Genomic DNA, 14,998 nt, shown 5'->3' on the forward strand with positions numbered 1-14,998 from the left:
AGGGCGGCCATCGCGGTAAAAACAGTTCCAGGGTTAACCGAGGCCCAGAACAGGGCCTCGCGGATCAGACCGGGTCGTTGCGTCGCAGCAACTCTTCGGGCAAGTGCTCGATGTACTCGTCCTCTGCCGGTGGCATTTGCAGGTGGTAGCCCTGCTTGTCGAGGTTTTCCAGGACCACGACGATGTCCTCGCTGGCGAGTTTGCGCTCGGGCGACAGCACCAGGTCAAAAGCGTGTCTGGCTTTGCCGAAGGCCAGCATCAGCGCTTCGGGCACGCGCTCAAGCGCATCGCTTTTAAGCACATAAAGGTACATGCCGCTGCGCTTGGAGCTTTGGTAGATGGAGCAAATACGTTTCAAGGCTGTTCTCCGGCGGTGGCCAGGCTGTCGAGCAGCTTCTGACCCAGCAATTCGCGGCGCCAGCCACGCAGCGAATCGGGCAATTGGTAAGGACCCTCGGGGTAGCCGCTTTTGACCAGGGCTTCGAGGGTTTTCTTGCGCAGCATCAGTTCCGGGGCGATGCCCAGGCGCTCGGCCTCGGCCTGACCCAATGCGCGCAGTTGTTTGATCAGTGCCGCCGCTTCGATCGGCAAAGGCTCCGGCACGGCGGGCGGCCATTGATCAGGCCCCACACTGCCAGAGCGCTTGATCAGATCAAGCAGAAACTGACCGTCCTGACGCACGGTACGCGGATGCATGTCTTCGATCTTGCCCAGCGCCGCGAGATTATCCGGCTGCGTGCGGGCCAGGGGCCACAACGAATGTTCGCGGACGATACGGTTACGCGGCAAATCGCGAGCGCGGGCTTCGCGTTCACGCCAGGCGCACAGCTCACGCAGCACGGCCAGTTGCGCACGGGACAGTTTCCACGCCAGCTTGGCTTCGCGATAGACCTCGTACGGATCGGTTTCGCGACGCAGGTTGGCGACCAGTTCGGCGCCGTCCTCCAGTACCCAGGCGAACTTGTCGTCGGACAGTCGGGGACGCAGCTCGACGAACACTTCGGCTAGGTGCACGGCGTCTTCGGCGGCGTAGCTGATCTGCGTGTCAGACAGCGGACGCTGCAGCCAATCGGAGCGGGTCTCGCCCTTGGGCAGGTCGATGCCGAGTACTTCCTGCACCAGCCGCGAATAGCCCATCGAGAAACCGAGGTTCAGGTAAGCCGCGGCCAATTGCGTGTCGAACAACGGCGCCGGCAGGCTGCCGGTCAGGCGCAACAGCACTTCGAGGTCTTCGCTGCAGGCGTGCAGCACTTTGAGCACTGCCGGGTTTTCCAGCAACGCGGCCAGCGGCTGCCAGGCATTGATGGTCAACGGATCGATCAGGTAGGCGCGTTTGCCGTCGCCGATCTGCAACAGGCCGGCAATCGGGTAGAAGGTGTCGACCCGCATGAATTCGGTGTCGAGGGCAACGAACGGCAGTTGCTGCCACTCGGCGCAAAACTGCGCGAGGCTTTCGTTGTCGCGAATCCAGTGAATATCGATAGCCACACGGCTCTCCCTTGAAGAATGGCGCGCAGTATATATCGCCACCGGCGATTTACGCGCCTTTGAAGGGCAAGAGCTGTAAGGAAATGTCTTGCCTGTCAGCAAGAATAGTCTGACAGCCAGAATGGAAAAGCCCGCCGCATCGACGTCACGGGCCGAAAACCCCTCACTCCGTGGCCAGCACGCCGTCGATCACCGCGCCGCGGCAACCGGCGAACAGGTCCAGATCCGGCTCGTACACCTTGCTGCGCACCTCCAGCAGGCCAAGCATGGAATGGAACAGATTGTCCTGGCTCAGCGGTTTGTCGCGGCTCATCTGCAAACAGTGAGTGTCGACCGAATAAGCCTTTTGATAGCTGTCGGAGAACCACGCCAGCATCGCCACATGCTTTTGTTGCTCCGGCGCCAGCATGTAAGGCGTACCGTGCAGGAACAGGTTGTATTCGCCCAGGGATTCGCCGTGATCCGACAGATACAACATGGCGGTATCGACCTTGTCCTGATTGCTGCGCAACACATCGATCAGGCTCGACAGCACATGATCGGTATACACCAGCGTGTTGTCGTAACCGTTGACGATACTGTCACGGCTGCAATTGTTCAGCGCGTTGCTTTCACACACCGGCGTGAAGTGTTCGTACTCCTTCGGATAACGCTTGAAGTATTCCGGGCCATGGCTGCCCATCTGATGCAGGACCAGGACGGTGTCTTTGTCCAGGTGATCGATAAAACTCTGTAGCCCTTGCAGCAGGATTTCATCGCGGCATTCACTGTTGGCGCACAGCGCCGGATCTTTCAGGTTGCTGACATCCTGGACCGTCACCCGATCGCAGGTGCCTTTGCACCCGGATTGGTTATCGCGCCAGATCACGTCGATCCCGGCCCGCTGGAGAACATCAAGCAGGCCTTCTTCGTTCTTCGCCTTGCTCGCGTCGTAGTTCTTGCGCCCCATGTTGGAAAACATGCAAGGCACCGAAACGGCGGTTTCCGTGCCACAGGAATGCACATCAGTAAAAGCAATGAGCCCGGCTTCCTTTTCCAGTTGCGGCGTGGTGTCGCGGTGATAACCAAGAATGCCGAAGTTTTCCGCACGGGCACTTTCACCCACCACCAGTACGGTCAGGGAGCGACGCGGTTGCAGCTTCACCTCGGGATTACGCTGGGCATCTTCACCGATTTTAACGAAGGGTTGCTGTGCCGAGACGACCTGCTCACGCAGGTAGCCAACGGACGCGCCAATGTAGTTGCTCGGCACCAACATCAAACGTATTTCGTGGTGATTGCGAAACAGTGAGGACAGGCCCTGATAGTTGGCGAGCGCGACACCCCCAATCACCGCTGCCGAGGCGACACTGACAATCACCTTACTTAATAGCTCACGGTGCCAGCGGCGATAGTCGACCGGTACTTTCCATAATAACCAGGACGGTAAAACTCCGAGCAAGACAATATAAGCAAGCAACTTTAACGAGAGCAGATCGCGCACTTCCGTCACATTGGTTTCGGCAAAGTTGCGAAACATGCCGGCATCGATCATGACGCCATATTGACTCATGAAATACGCGACACCCGCGCTGACCAGAAAGATCGCGGTCAGCAGTGGTTTGAGCAGCGGTCGAACAGCCAGCACCGTCAGGACAAGGTTGAACGCGGCAAAGATCATCACCGCAAACGCCACGCGCAGGGCAATCCCTTTACCATCGGTGCCGGTGATGTCGGTCAGGTGCTGCCAGAGCACGAAATTGAAACCGAGCAACAGAAAGGCACTGGCGATCAACGTCACCCATTCCGGGCGCACGGCTTTTAACTTCAACATGATGAGTGACAGTTCCTGAAAGAAGAGTCTCGTTAATTGTGAAAATTTCATTCACCGAGGCATGACAAACTTTAGGCAGGCGCGGATCAATTTTTCGTGAAAAAGATGCCAATGATTAGTTGGAGCGAGGTAATAAAATGAAACTTTGCAACTATTTGAGAATGGTTCAGGTTTTATTCAGTTCAGGACCGTTCACAGTTCCTTGTAGGAGTGAGCCTGCTCGCGATAGCGGTGGTTCAGATAAGGTAGTGGTGACTGACCGACTGCTATCGCGAGCAAGCCCGCTCCTACATGGGGACGGTGTGATATCGGATTCTTAGATACGGCTCAAGATTTTCTGATTTGCTTGCGCCAGCGCTCGCCGCGCCTAATCGTCGGCCTCCTGTTCAAAGGCCCGAAGATGGAAACCGTACGCACCACCGCCCGCCCCGCTGTCTGGCTGATGCTCGCCATCATGCTGGTCGCGCTCAATCTGCGTCCTTCGATGGCAGCGGTCGGGCCGTTACTCTCGGCGATTCGCGGCGACATTGCGTTGAGCTTTGGTGTCGCGTCGCTGCTGACCATGCTGCCAGTGATGGCCATGGGGCTGGCGATGTTTGTCGGCCTCGGCATCGCTCGCCGATTGGGCGAACAGCGAACGCTGTTGCTGTCATTGCTGATCATCGGCTTGGCAACCCTGTCGCGCCTGTTGGTCGACTCGGCCGCCGAGTTGATCGCCAGCGCGGTGCTGGCGGGTCTGGGCATCGCGCTGATTCAGGCGCTGATGCCGGCCTTGATCAAGTCGCGCTTCCCCGACAGCGTTGCGCTGTGCATGGGGTTGTATGTCACCTCGATCATGGGCGGCGCGGCGATTGCCGCCTCGTTCGCACCGCTGGTGCTGGCGCACACCGGGCAATGGCGCAGCGGCCTGGCGATCTGGGCGGCGCTGGCCTTGCTCGCGCTGCTGTTCGTCTGGTCGCAACGCCACAACCTGACGCGGCCCACGGCGAAGGCGTCCCGCCAGGATGCCCTGTTCAGCAATGCCCGCGCCTGGCTGCTGGCGATCTTTTTCGGTCTCGGAACGGCGTCCTACACCTGTGTGCTGGCCTGGCTCGCGCCGTACTACGTGGAGAACGGCTGGAGCGAACAAAACGCCGGCCTGCTGTTGGGTTTTCTGACCGCCATGGAGGTAATTTCCGGCCTGGTGGTGCCCGCCATCGCCAATCGCAGCCGCGATCGACGCTGGGTGCTGGCAGCGCTGCTCGGCCTGATCATCGGCGGATTCTGTGGCCTGATCCTGAGTCCGCAATCCCTCAGCCTGCTGTGGCCGTGCCTGCTGGGCCTGGGCATCGGCGGCTTGTTTCCGATGAGCCTGATCGTCTCGCTCGACCACCTCGACGATCCGCAACGCGCCGGTGGCCTGACCGCGTTTGTGCAAGGCATCGGTTACCTGATTGCCGGCCTGTCGCCGCTACTGGCCGGACTGATCCGTGATCGACTGGGCAGTTTCGAATGGGCCTGGTGGTCGTTGACCCTGGTGATGGTGGTGATGTTGCTGATGACGCTGCGCTTCGATCCACGGCATTACCGGCGACACTTTCGCTGATCCGGCTGCAGGCCTCTGGCCATGTTTTAGCGCTTTGTTCGATGACGTCGTGTTACTAAAAGTTTCTGTCTCACAACTGTCCGTGAAATGTCCTACAGGGGTTTCTCCTGGCACCATCGTTCCGCTAGGATCGTTCGCACACGTTTGCGCGGTATCGGCGCAAGGAGCACAGCGAGACGGAACGGATGCTGAACAGTAACTTGCTTCGAAAGCTCGACATGCAGGACCTCATGGTGTTTATCGCCGTGTATGAGCAGAGCAGCGTCACCGATGTGTCGGAAACGCTGTTTGTCAGTCAGTCCACCGTCAGTTATTGCCTGAAGAAACTGCGCACCAGTTTCGAAGACGAACTGTTCATCAATACCCGCACCGGCATGCGCCCGACCTACAAGGCCAGCAGCATGTACGGCCATGTGCAGAAAATCCTCGAGAGCATCAACCTGTGCCACGCCGGGGCGCCGACATTTGACCCCACGCAACAGGCAGTCACCTTCAACATCTGCGCCCCGGAATACTTCGAGCAGTTGATCCTGCCGCGGTTGTTGAAGCGTTTCGACTTCGATGACTTGCCGGTGATGGTCAACGTGCACAAGTTTGAAACCGATGTGCCGGCGGATGAGTTGCGCGATGGCAGCCTCGATCTGGTGATCAGTTTCGGCCCCAACTTCCATCGTCACCACGCCGATCTGAAATCGCGCAGGCTGCTGGAAGATGATCTGGTCTGTGTCTTCGACAAACGCGCCACGCCGCTGGAACCACGCCTGAGCCTGCAAGCGTTCACCGAGCGTCGCCATGTGTTCCCGACGCCGTGGCTGTCGACCACCAACATGGTCGACGGCTGGCTGGCGCGGCAGGCGCAGAAACGCCAGATTGTTGCCCGCTCCAACAGTTACAGCGCCGCGTTGAAGATGATCACCGGCACTGACTTTATTCTCACCCTGCCGCGACGGATCCAGCGCTTGCTGACCAACGAGGCGGTGTTCAATCACTGCGAAGCGCCGAACGGCTTGCCGGGCTTTACCCTCGACATGCAGTGGAGCCAGAACGCCGATCAGGACAGCGCCAACGTCTGGCTGCGCGAGCAGGTGATCAAGGTGTGCAGCGAGCTGGACGCGGCCTGAACCTCAAACGCCGATTGCGGTTTTGCTGTAGGACTCGCGATCGATGTCGACCAGTTCGACACACAGTTGCACTTCAAGTCCGGCCGGCCATTCGCAGAGGTCCTGCAACACGGCGAGCAGGCTTTGCGACAACTGTTTTTTGATCTGCGGCGAACGACCACTGAGCAGCGCCAGCTTCACGTGAATGAACGCGCGCTCGCCCATGGCCGTGCCCACCTTGAAGGTCTCGACCTTGACCGCGCGGCTCTTGATATCGAATTCCGCCCCGAACTGACCGGACCCCACCAACGTGTTATTGAGCCGGATCAACGCAACGTCGGCGTTCAACTGCGGCAGGTTGGCGGTGTATTCCATGTGCAGGTGTGGCATTGCAGATCTCCATTCAATGGGCAGAAAGGGTGTACATATAGCACAACGTTGTCCTGCTGTTTGCGACGGATTATTGCCGCGAGCCCGGCACCGTTCCTGTAGGAGTGCGCCCTGTGGCGAGGGGATTTATCCCCGCTGGGCTGCGCAGCAGACCCGATTTTTTTGGGGGCGCTGCGCGACCCAACGGGGATAAATCCCCTCGCCACAGGACTCAGTCGTGTTGAATTCAGGACGCAATCAGCGGCCGTTCGCTCATAAAGGCTTCGAGGCGCGAACGCAGCCAGCGCTCGGCGGGGTCGCTGTCGACGTGACTGAGCCAGACCATCGACAGGTCCAGCATAGGCGTCTTGAACGGAAACGACTCCTTGAACAGCAGCCCCGAAGCCGCCATCGCCGCGGCGGTGTAATCCGGCAGGCTGGCAATCAGGTCCGTGCCGGCCAGCAGCGCTGGCAATGCGCTGTATTGCGGCACCGACAACACCACCTGACGAGTTCGGCCCAGCTCTGCCAGCCACTCATCGGCGTAACCGCTGACGTTGGCCGTGTGGGAAACCAGCACATGCGGACGCGCACAATATTCATCGAGGGTCAGCGGGTGCTCGCTGGCGTCGGCACGCAGGATGCTCGGCTGGATGTGCCGCAGCAATTTACGCTTGGCATTGGCCGGCAGGCCGCGGGTCTGACTGATGCCGACGGTGATGTCACCGGCGGCGAGCAGGTCGGGAATTCGCCAGTAGTCGGCGTGCTGCACGACAAACACCACGTTCGGCGCCTCTTGGCGCAACGCGCGCAACAGCGGCGGCAGCAGGCCGAACTCGACGTCGTCGGACAGGCCGATGCGAAAGGTCATGGTGCTGACGGCGGGGTCGAAATCACGGGTCAGGCTCAGCGCGACCGAGAGCGAATCCAGCGCGGGCTTGAGGTGGCGGTAGATATCTTCGGCACGGGCCGTCGGCTCCATGCGATGGCCCACGCGGATGAACAGCGGATCATTGAGCATGGTGCGCAAGCGGTTGAGCGCCGAACTGATGGTCGGCTGACCGAGAAACAGTTTCTCGGCCGCCCGGGTCACGTTGCGCTCCAGCATCAGGGTCTCGAAAACCACCATCAGGTTGATGTCGGCCTTGCGTAGTTCATTGCGGTTCATCCATTGCCCCCTGCTCCCCGGAATAGCCGCAGTGTAGAAAGGCTGCCGGGCTGGCGTCCATTAACCTTTACGCGCCCCGCTCGCGCTCATTGCACGGTCAGGGTCTTGATACCGATGCCCATGACGCGAGCATCATCGTTGGCCCCCAGACTGCGCGGGCTGGCGGCGTCCGGAAGCTGTATCCGGAGCCTCAGCGTAGCGTCCTGCGCCAGGGTTTGGCGGATTGCCGCGCTCAGGGGGATTTGCAGTCGATTGCCCTGAGCCTGGGTCAGGCGCGTCGACAGCACCTCAACGCCATCGATGCTGACGATAACCCGTTGACTGAGGCCAGGAGGCAAGGCGAATGCCAGCGCTTCGATGACGATCGATTGCGTTTGCGGGGCAACGCGTAACGCAATGTGCGCCTCTGTCCCCTCGCTCCAGGTCCCCCAGGTCTCTGAAGCGCCCCAACCGCTGACCAATTGCCGACTCTTGCGATCGTACGTGTGCACCAGTCCCGGACGGCTCAGCACAAGTGAGGAAATCGCGCGACCTTCATCAGCCATCGGCAGGCACCGCTCGCAGCGTTTCCAGCCCGGCGCGAGCACGACAAAATCGTCGACCCGAGTCAGCAAGTCGGTATCGCTGCGAAGGGTTTTGCTGGCGAGGTCGAGGGAGTCGTCGTCAAGGATGTACAGCGAGTCGGCCTCATACTGCCCGGACTCGAGACGACGCCGGGCCTCGCGCTGGGCTTCGGCGAGTGCCGAAGGGCTCACCCGCCCCATGTACAGCGCATCGGTTTTCAATCGATGCCGTCCGGCGAAATCAGCGATGACCTGCCAGCGCTCTGCCTGGTTCTGCGGCGCCAGCACGCGAATATTCCGGTAGTGAGCGGCAGCGCTGGCCCAAAACGGATCGCGCATCGGACTGGCCCAGGCGGCGCTCGGCGGCAGCATTTTTGCCGCGCGCAAACCGGCCCAGGCCAAGCGGGTGTCGAGCACTTGCGCGGTCAGCGCCAAGGCCAGCAGGGCCATGGCAATGGCCGGCCGGTAGCCGCGTACCACCAGATAGATCAGCAACAGAACAATGCCGTAGAACACCGGCCAGAACATGCGCCCCGAGGCACGAAAAATACTCGCCAGGCCCTCGATGGTATTGGGCAGCGGATAACTGAACGTGTGCAGGCCCACGCCGATCTGATTGGACAACGCAAACAGACTCAGCCCAAGCATCGCCAACACCAGCCATGGACAACTGCGCAGCAGCGCCTTGCCGTCGATGCGCGCGGAGAACAACGCCAACACCGCCAAGGGCAACAGCAGCAGCGCGCCGAGCCCCAGATAGTTGAAGCCCTCGTAGTCGCCGCCGGCCGTCTTGATGTCCGGTAAAAGGAGCGACCATCCATCGGCGTCGAACAATGCCAGCAGGTTCATCCGATACCAGCCGAAACCACCGCCACCGGCGCCATCGACAATGCTGAAGTAACCCGCCTGCCAACAACACACGCTGACCAGCGCGAACAGACCGCCGAACTCGATCAGCCCCTGCCGTCGAGTTAATTTGGCGGCCGTGACTTTGCCCAACACATCGGCAACCCAGATCAGTGCGACCATCACCAACAAGTAGGCGTGCACCAGTGCTGTAGCCGACAGCAAGACGCCCCAGGCCAGACGCCGTCGCTGCAGGGACGGATGTAGCGCGAAGTACAGCGCGGCCAGAATCAGAAAATGCCCGGCCAGGGATAAATGCCCGCCGGTACGGACAAACATCGGTGGAGAAAACACCAACAGCCCTGCGCCCAGTAGGCGAAGCAGCGGGTTTGCCGTCATCAGACCGAGCAGTTTCCAGGCGAACCAGGCTTGCAGGACAAAACAGGCCAGCAGCCAGATGCCGAAATACTGGAACGTCTCAGGCAACCAATGGTTGAACGGTTTGAACAGCAGCGCCAATAACGGATTGGAGTCAGAAAAAATAATTGCGCTGCCCAATTCCATCCCATAGGAAGGATTGAGTCCAAGCGGGAATGTCCACGGTGAATGACGGAAAAATACCCACCCCAGATAATGCGTCGCCGGATCCCCTTCGGCGAGCCAGGCGATGTTTTGCGGATCCAGTGCGCGCGGGCCGATCACCAGGAGAAATGCCAGCGCTCCCAATAACAACGGCAAAATCGCAAGGGCGGGAGACTTGTTCCATTCCTTCATCGGTACGTCCAGAAGTTGTGCAGGACAAAGGTGAATGCCGGGATGGTCAGCGCCACGGCGCCAATGCCCAACCCGTAGTGGAGGCCGGCCACCTGCGCGGCCCAGGCGACAAACATCGCCAACACAAAACCACATGCCGACACGGCGAGGAAACGCCAGAGGGTGCGGCCCTGCAATCGGGCGGAAAAGCTCCAGGTGGTGTTGATCACATACGACACCACCGTTGCCACAACAAAGGCCACGCCGTTGGCGAGGGGCGGCAGCGCGACAACAAAATTGATGAACAGCACGGCCACCAGTGCATGCAGGGCGGTGACGAACAAGCCGGTCACCGCGAAACGCAGACCACGCTGGATCAGAGCTGACTTTTCACTCGATGTCACGGTTTCTGCGCCAGCACAAAAACGCTCAGGCCGGCGAGGCGATTCAGACTCAGCAGCGGCAGCTCCACCCGGCAAAGCGTCTTCAGCGCCGCGTTCACCAACGGGTGATGGCGCTTGAGCTGCGAACGTGGCTCCGTTGCCTGCCGACCTTGCGGCAATAAGCGCAACGCCGCCGCCAAAGGAAACACCGCACCGAAATAATAGGCGCCGCACCGCACCGTCAGTCCGGCGTCACGGGCCAGTGTTTCGAATTGCGCCAGGGTGTAGCGACGCTTGTGCTCAAGGAAGTCATCGTGACCGCTCCACAGAAACTGGAACGCCGGCACGGTCATGAGAAAACGGCTGCCGGACGGCACTTTGTCGACGTAAGCCTTGAGCAGACCGAGGTCATCATCGACATGCTCCAGCACGTCCATCAGCAGCACCAGGTCGGCATCGATGGCATCGATCCCGCGACGATAATGCACGGGTTTGCCCGCGGTGCTAGCGCTGGAGTCCGCGGGATAACTGATGTCCACACACCACGCTTCCTGAGCATCGGTATGGGTCAGCAGATGGTGGGAGAAAAACCCCGACCCGGCACCGACATCAAGAATGCGCCTGATCGGCTGATCGCCCAGCAACCGTCGGGTGGCGGCGGCCTTGGAGCAGTAATACCAATGCTCGTCGATGCTGTCTCCGAGGATGTCGGTTTCCTTGAGATCCATGTTTCAGTCCTTCGGGTCATAGACGCGACGCACCAGAAAAACCGGTCGGCGTTTGGATTCGATATACGTACGGCCCAGGTATTCGCCGAGGATACCAATGCCGATCAATTGCAGGCCGCCGAGAAAGGTCACGGCAACCATCAGCGAGGCGTACCCCGGCATGTCGACCCCATGAATCAGCGTGCGCAGCACAATGAACATGGCGAAGGCAAAGGACACCAGCGACACCGCAGCGCCCACATAGGTCCAGATCCGCAGCGGTTCGGTGCTGAAACTGGTGATGCCTTCCAGCGCGAAATTCCACAAGCGCCAGCCGTTGAACTTGCTGTGCCCCGCCACGCGCTCGGGGCGCTCGTAATCGACGTGAGTGGTGCGGAAGCCGACCCAGGCAAACAGGCCTTTCATGAAGCGTCGCGACTCGGGCAAGGTCAACAGAGCATCGACCACGCAGCGGTCCATCAGACGAAAATCGCCGACGTTCTCGGGCAATGGCTGTTCGGCAATGCGGTTGTGCAGGCGATAGAACCAGTGCGCCGACGTCTGCTTGGCCCAGGTATCGCTGCGGCGGCTGATGCGATGGCCGAGTACGACTTCATAGCCCTCACGCCAGCGCTCGATCATCTGCAGGATGACTTCGGGCGGATCCTGCAGGTCGGCGTCGATCGGCACCACGACCTGCCCGGTCGCCATCTGCAAACCGGCGGACAACGCTGCTTCCTTGCCGAAGTTGCGACTCAAATCGACGATGCGCAGGCGCGAATCGCGGCGCTGATGCTCAAGCAAACGCTCAAGGGTGGCATCGGTGCTGCCGTCGTTGATAAACACCAATTCAAGATCGATCAGCGCTTGCGCCGCAAAGACCTGATCGATGCGCGCGAGAAACCGGTCGAGGCTGTCCTCCTCGTTAAAAACCGGGACAACCAGTGACAACGCCACCCGAGCGGCCTGCTGCGTTCCATGCTCAGTCAAAGGAGTGCTCTTCTTATAGTGTTTATCGGTCGCCGATCACTTGCCGACGCCATGAGCCGTCCCGTATTAAGCAGTAGCGTCCTCTCGGTTGCAAGCGCCGGACGGCGTCATATTGGCCAATCCAGAGGCCAATCCACGCGCTCTGGAATGCTCCCTTCAGAAACATTCGCGAACGATTGGAAACAAATCCCCGATAGCCAAAAAACCTCGCTCGGCTAGTCTTGCGTCGGTGCACCACACAGGCTGTTGCACCGACAAATCGCAGGGAGCGAACCGAATGTATTTCGAGATTTACCGACAATCCAGAGGCACCCCAAGCACCGGCAAGGGCCAATGGCGCTGGCGGCTACGAGCAGGCAATCACGAGACCATCGCCAGCGGCGAATCTTATGTGAACAAGGCTGACTGTTTGCACGTGATCGGGTTGATCAAGGCTGTGCAGGGGGAGACGCCGATAAAGGAGATCTAAGCGCAAACGTGCTGCCTATCCATGTAGGCAGCACTCAGATATCGCGTTCCGCACCCCGCCAGGTTTCCAATCGACCAAGATACGACTTTACCCAGACCGTTGCAGATGGATAATGGCTACCTGCCACAAATCACCGATCCCTGACGCCAGGGATTTCGTCTCATCGGCCCGACAGTCACCCTCATGGATACGTGATCAGGCTACGAAAGGAGTTCGTAACGTTGACCCTCCCCCAAGATCTTTCAGCGCCTGTTTCCCGGACACAGAAACTCACTTCCCTTATAACGCGAGGCATGGCCGGGCTGGCTGTTTTACTCAGCGGCATGTGGGCACTGATCACCTACGCCGTGCCAGACCCGAGCGTCTTCGGCTTCAGCTTCATCAGTTGGAAAAATGTCGTCTTGCTCGTCAGTACCTTCATGTTTCTGGGCGCTGTTTCGATCGGGTGGCAAATTCGCAATTTCACGCCCCTGATTAGAGGAAGCCTGCAGTTTCTGATCATCGCCGGTATTTCATTCGGTTTTTTTATTCTCGGCACGGAATACGCCAAACCCTCATTCGAATTCGCGAAACTGCAGTCAAAAATCGTCGAGAACGAGGGCAGCAACCTGCTCGGCAAGCGAATGGAAGTCTTGGACAACGTCCGCATTGAGCTGGATGGCTGTGAAAATATCGGCCGGTTGCCAACGTGTACATTCGAGCTGACGAACCTGAACGTCGATCGCAGTTTCCGCTTCGACGAAAGCACGCGCCTCTTCGACGAATCGGGTGGCCCGCTAAAGTTCGAATCAATTCGAGTCGGCCAGGTTGAAGACCGCGCGTGGCTGCGGTTCCAGCTGATCCGCAACGTTCCGACGCGGGTCACGCTGATCTTTCAGCAAAGCAACAGCAAGCTGACCAAGGCTCCCGCCGTCAAGCTTGTATTCAACGACCTGAATGATGAAACCCTCACCCTCAAATTCAGCGAGATCGATTTGCGTTGATCGCTGTGGGCGCTGGCTACGTCAGCGCCCGGTTGGCTGACAGCCATCGAACAAAAACAAAAAAGCCCCGTAGATTTTCATCTACGGGGCTTTTCTATGTATGGCGGAGAGATAGGGATTCGAACCCTAGGTACCGGTGAAGGTACAACGGATTTCGAATCCGTCCCATTCGGCCACTCTGGCATCTCTCCAACGGCGCGCATCATAACAACACTTCTACCGAAAGCAAACCCTCTTTCGAAAATTTCTTCGTGCTATCAGATGCTTGCGTCGATTAAAGCGGTACACCCAGACGATTGGCGACTTCTTCGTAGGCTTCGATGACGTCACCGAGGCCTTGGCGGAAGCGGTCCTTGTCCATTTTCTTCTTGGTGTCCTTGTCCCACAGACGGCAGCCGTCCGGGCTGAACTCGTCACCCAGGACGATGGAGCCGTCGCTGAATACGCCGAATTCAAGCTTGAAATCGACCAGCAGCAGGCCGGCGTCGCCGAACAGTTTGCTCAGGACTTCGTTGACCTTGAGCGACAGTTCTTTCATGCGCGCCAATTGCTCGGCAGTGCCCCAGCCGAATGCCACGACGTGGGATTCGTTGATGAACGGGTCGCCCTTGGCGTCGTCCTTGAGGAACAGTTCGAAGGTGTACGGATTGAGCTTCAGGCCTTCTTCGACGCCCAGACGCTTGACCAGGCTGCCGGCGGCGTAGTTACGCACGACGCATTCAACCGGGATCATATCGAGCTTCTTCACCAGGCACTCGTTGTCGCCCAGCAGTTTGTCGAATTGGGTCGGGATGCCGGCCGCTTCGAGCTTTTGCATGATGAAGGCGTTGAACTTGTTGTTCACCATACCTTTGCGATCGAGCTGTTCGATACGCTTGCCGTCGAACGCCGAGGTGTCGTTGCGAAACAGCAGGATCAAGCGGTCAGCGTCGTCGGTCTTGTAAACCGATTTGGCTTTGCCGCGGTAGAGTTCTTCACGTTTTTCCATGATGGGCTCCGCTTGCTAAGTAGGTGGGCTAGGCGATGTGGCGCCAGTCGAGCCCTGAATCTTGATCGGCCAGTTGCAGCCAGTCCGGGTCGCACCCGAGGGTGTCGACAAAACATTGCCGGGCCAGCTGCGGCAGGTTGTTCTTGCTGCTCAGATGGGCCAGAACCAGGTGTTGCAGCCCCTGCCAGCCCAACTCGGCCACCAGGAATGCCGCCTGATGGTTGTTCAAATGTCCCAGCTCGCCGCCCACCCGCTGCTTGAGAAAGTACGGATAGTGCCCGCGCGCCAGCATGTCGCGACAATGATTGGACTCGATCATCAACGCATCGAGGTCCCGATAACCGTCCAGCACCCGCTCGCAGTAGGACCCCAGATCGGTCAGCAGGCCGAAGCGCCGCTGTTCATGATCGCTGAAGACGTACTGGGTCGGTTCCTGCGCATCATGGGCCACGGCAATGACCCCGATGTTCAGTGCACCGATCTGCAGTTGCTCGCCGCCGGCCAGCAAGCCTGCGGGTTCAATCGGTTTGCGCATCCCGCGCAGTGTGCCGCGACTGAGGTAGACCGGCAGATTGTAGCGCCGAGACAGCAAACCCACGCCATGCACGTGGTCGGCATGTTCGTGGGTTACGAGTATCGCGCTCAGTTGCGCCGGGTTCACACCCAGGCGCAGCAGGCGTTTTTCGGTTTCCCGCAGGGAAAAACCACAATCCACCAGCACATACGTATCAGCACTGGCGATCAGCGTGCCGTTCCCTTGGCTACCGCTGCCGAGAACGGCAAAACGCATGGT

At 59.4% G+C, this 14,998-nt stretch carries 15 protein-coding genes and 1 tRNA gene; 4 read left to right on the top strand and 12 right to left on the bottom strand.

Annotation, left to right across the window (positions count from 1 at the left end; translation table 11 throughout):
- Positions 1–64: 64 nt before the first annotated feature.
- From HU743_RS02610 to HU743_RS02620, 3 genes are all read right to left on the bottom strand, one after another.
- Positions 65–358: a YcgL domain-containing protein gene (locus HU743_RS02610; protein WP_186548834.1), complete on the bottom strand. Its 294-nt coding sequence runs from the start codon at positions 356–358 to the stop codon at positions 65–67.
- Complete coding sequence (gene rnd, locus HU743_RS02615; RefSeq protein ID WP_186548836.1) at positions 355–1,488, bottom strand: ribonuclease D; 1,134 nt, start codon at positions 1,486–1,488, stop codon at positions 355–357. Before rnd ends, HU743_RS02610 begins: the two co-directional genes overlap by 4 nt.
- 163 nt (positions 1,489–1,651) lie before the next feature.
- Positions 1,652–3,301, bottom strand: coding sequence for a phosphoethanolamine--lipid A transferase (locus HU743_RS02620; protein ID WP_186634475.1), 1,650 nt, complete (start codon positions 3,299–3,301; stop codon positions 1,652–1,654).
- 400 nt (positions 3,302–3,701) lie between these two features.
- Between HU743_RS02620 and HU743_RS02625 the strand changes: the two genes are divergently transcribed.
- Positions 3,702–4,886, top strand: a complete 1,185-nt coding sequence (locus HU743_RS02625; protein WP_186646741.1) for a cyanate transporter — start codon at positions 3,702–3,704, stop codon at positions 4,884–4,886.
- A gap of 185 nt (positions 4,887–5,071) precedes the next feature.
- Complete coding sequence (locus HU743_RS02630; RefSeq protein ID WP_186646743.1) at positions 5,072–6,007, top strand: LysR family transcriptional regulator; 936 nt, start codon at positions 5,072–5,074, stop codon at positions 6,005–6,007.
- 3 nt (positions 6,008–6,010) lie between these two features.
- On the opposite strand, the gene HU743_RS02635 is transcribed toward HU743_RS02630, so the two are convergent.
- From HU743_RS02635 to HU743_RS02660, 6 genes are all read right to left on the bottom strand, one after another.
- On the bottom strand, positions 6,011–6,376 hold the full coding sequence (locus HU743_RS02635; RefSeq protein WP_186548844.1) for a 5-carboxymethyl-2-hydroxymuconate Delta-isomerase: 366 nt from the start codon (positions 6,374–6,376) through the stop codon (positions 6,011–6,013).
- 226 nt (positions 6,377–6,602) lie between these two features.
- A complete protein-coding gene (locus HU743_RS02640) occupies positions 6,603–7,523 on the bottom strand; it encodes a LysR substrate-binding domain-containing protein (protein ID WP_186548845.1) in 921 nt (306 codons plus the stop codon).
- An 86-nt stretch (positions 7,524–7,609) separates the two neighbouring features.
- Positions 7,610–9,706 (bottom strand): DUF6311 domain-containing protein, encoded by a 2,097-nt coding sequence (locus HU743_RS02645; RefSeq protein ID WP_186646745.1) that lies wholly within the window; start codon positions 9,704–9,706, stop codon positions 7,610–7,612.
- Complete coding sequence (locus tag HU743_RS02650) at positions 9,703–10,089, bottom strand: GtrA family protein (protein ID WP_186548849.1); 387 nt, start codon at positions 10,087–10,089, stop codon at positions 9,703–9,705. Before HU743_RS02650 ends, HU743_RS02645 begins: the two co-directional genes overlap by 4 nt.
- Positions 10,086–10,796 carry a class I SAM-dependent methyltransferase gene (locus tag HU743_RS02655; protein WP_186646747.1) on the bottom strand — a complete coding sequence of 237 codons (711 nt, stop codon included), beginning with the start codon at positions 10,794–10,796 and terminating at the stop codon, positions 10,086–10,088. The genes HU743_RS02650 and HU743_RS02655 overlap by 4 nt, the downstream gene beginning before the upstream one ends.
- 3 nt (positions 10,797–10,799) lie before the next feature.
- Positions 10,800–11,765 carry a glycosyltransferase family 2 protein gene (locus HU743_RS02660; RefSeq protein ID WP_186646749.1) on the bottom strand — a complete coding sequence of 322 codons (966 nt, stop codon included), beginning with the start codon at positions 11,763–11,765 and terminating at the stop codon, positions 10,800–10,802.
- Positions 11,766–12,042: 277 nt separating this feature from the next.
- Here HU743_RS02660 and HU743_RS02665 point away from each other — a divergent pair, with 277 nt between their 5' ends.
- Together HU743_RS02665 and HU743_RS02670 are read left to right on the top strand one after the other, a co-directional pair.
- Entirely contained in the window at positions 12,043–12,234 is a 192-nt protein-coding gene (locus HU743_RS02665) for a DUF1508 domain-containing protein (RefSeq protein ID WP_095119102.1), read from the top strand.
- 221 nt (positions 12,235–12,455) lie between these two features.
- Positions 12,456–13,217 (top strand): hypothetical protein, encoded by a 762-nt coding sequence (locus tag HU743_RS02670; protein WP_186548857.1) that lies wholly within the window; start codon positions 12,456–12,458, stop codon positions 13,215–13,217.
- A gap of 101 nt (positions 13,218–13,318) precedes the next feature.
- Here the strand turns inward: HU743_RS02670 and HU743_RS02675 are convergent.
- The 3 genes from HU743_RS02675 to HU743_RS02685 all read right to left on the bottom strand — a co-directional run bounded on the left by HU743_RS02675 (position 13,319) and on the right by HU743_RS02685 (position 14,995).
- Positions 13,319–13,408: transfer RNA gene (locus tag HU743_RS02675), tRNA-Ser, on the bottom strand.
- 83 nt (positions 13,409–13,491) lie between these two features.
- On the bottom strand, positions 13,492–14,205 hold the full coding sequence (purC, locus tag HU743_RS02680; RefSeq protein WP_186646751.1) for a phosphoribosylaminoimidazolesuccinocarboxamide synthase: 714 nt from the start codon (positions 14,203–14,205) through the stop codon (positions 13,492–13,494).
- 28 nt (positions 14,206–14,233) lie between these two features.
- On the bottom strand, positions 14,234–14,995 hold the full coding sequence (locus HU743_RS02685; RefSeq protein WP_186621907.1) for an MBL fold metallo-hydrolase: 762 nt from the start codon (positions 14,993–14,995) through the stop codon (positions 14,234–14,236).
- Between the last annotated feature and the right edge of the window lie 3 nt (positions 14,996–14,998).

Source organism: Pseudomonas sp. SWRI99, from assembly GCF_014270125.1.
GTDB classification, from domain to species: Bacteria; Pseudomonadota; Gammaproteobacteria; order Pseudomonadales; family Pseudomonadaceae; genus Aquipseudomonas; species Aquipseudomonas hamedanensis.

What these genes read in the sequence shown, in the direction of transcription:
- HU743_RS02620 (WP_186634475.1), bottom strand. Translation starts at nt 3,301, where the DNA reads ATGTTGAAGTTAAAAGCCGTGCGCCCGGAATGGGTGACGTTGATCGCC.
- HU743_RS02625 (WP_186646741.1), top strand. Translation starts at nt 3,702, where the DNA reads ATGGAAACCGTACGCACCACCGCCCGCCCCGCTGTCTGGCTGATGCTC.
- HU743_RS02630 (WP_186646743.1), top strand. Translation starts at nt 5,072, where the DNA reads ATGCTGAACAGTAACTTGCTTCGAAAGCTCGACATGCAGGACCTCATG.
- HU743_RS02635 (WP_186548844.1), bottom strand. Translation starts at nt 6,376, where the DNA reads ATGCCACACCTGCACATGGAATACACCGCCAACCTGCCGCAGTTGAAC.
- HU743_RS02640 (WP_186548845.1), bottom strand. Translation starts at nt 7,523, where the DNA reads ATGAACCGCAATGAACTACGCAAGGCCGACATCAACCTGATGGTGGTT.
- HU743_RS02645 (WP_186646745.1), bottom strand. Translation starts at nt 9,706, where the DNA reads ATGAAGGAATGGAACAAGTCTCCCGCCCTTGCGATTTTGCCGTTGTTA.
- HU743_RS02655 (WP_186646747.1), bottom strand. Translation starts at nt 10,796, where the DNA reads ATGGATCTCAAGGAAACCGACATCCTCGGAGACAGCATCGACGAGCAT.
- HU743_RS02665 (WP_095119102.1), top strand. Translation starts at nt 12,043, where the DNA reads ATGTATTTCGAGATTTACCGACAATCCAGAGGCACCCCAAGCACCGGC.
- purC (WP_186646751.1), bottom strand. Translation starts at nt 14,205, where the DNA reads ATGGAAAAACGTGAAGAACTCTACCGCGGCAAAGCCAAATCGGTTTAC.
- HU743_RS02685 (WP_186621907.1), bottom strand. Translation starts at nt 14,995, where the DNA reads ATGCGTTTTGCCGTTCTCGGCAGCGGTAGCCAAGGGAACGGCACGCTG.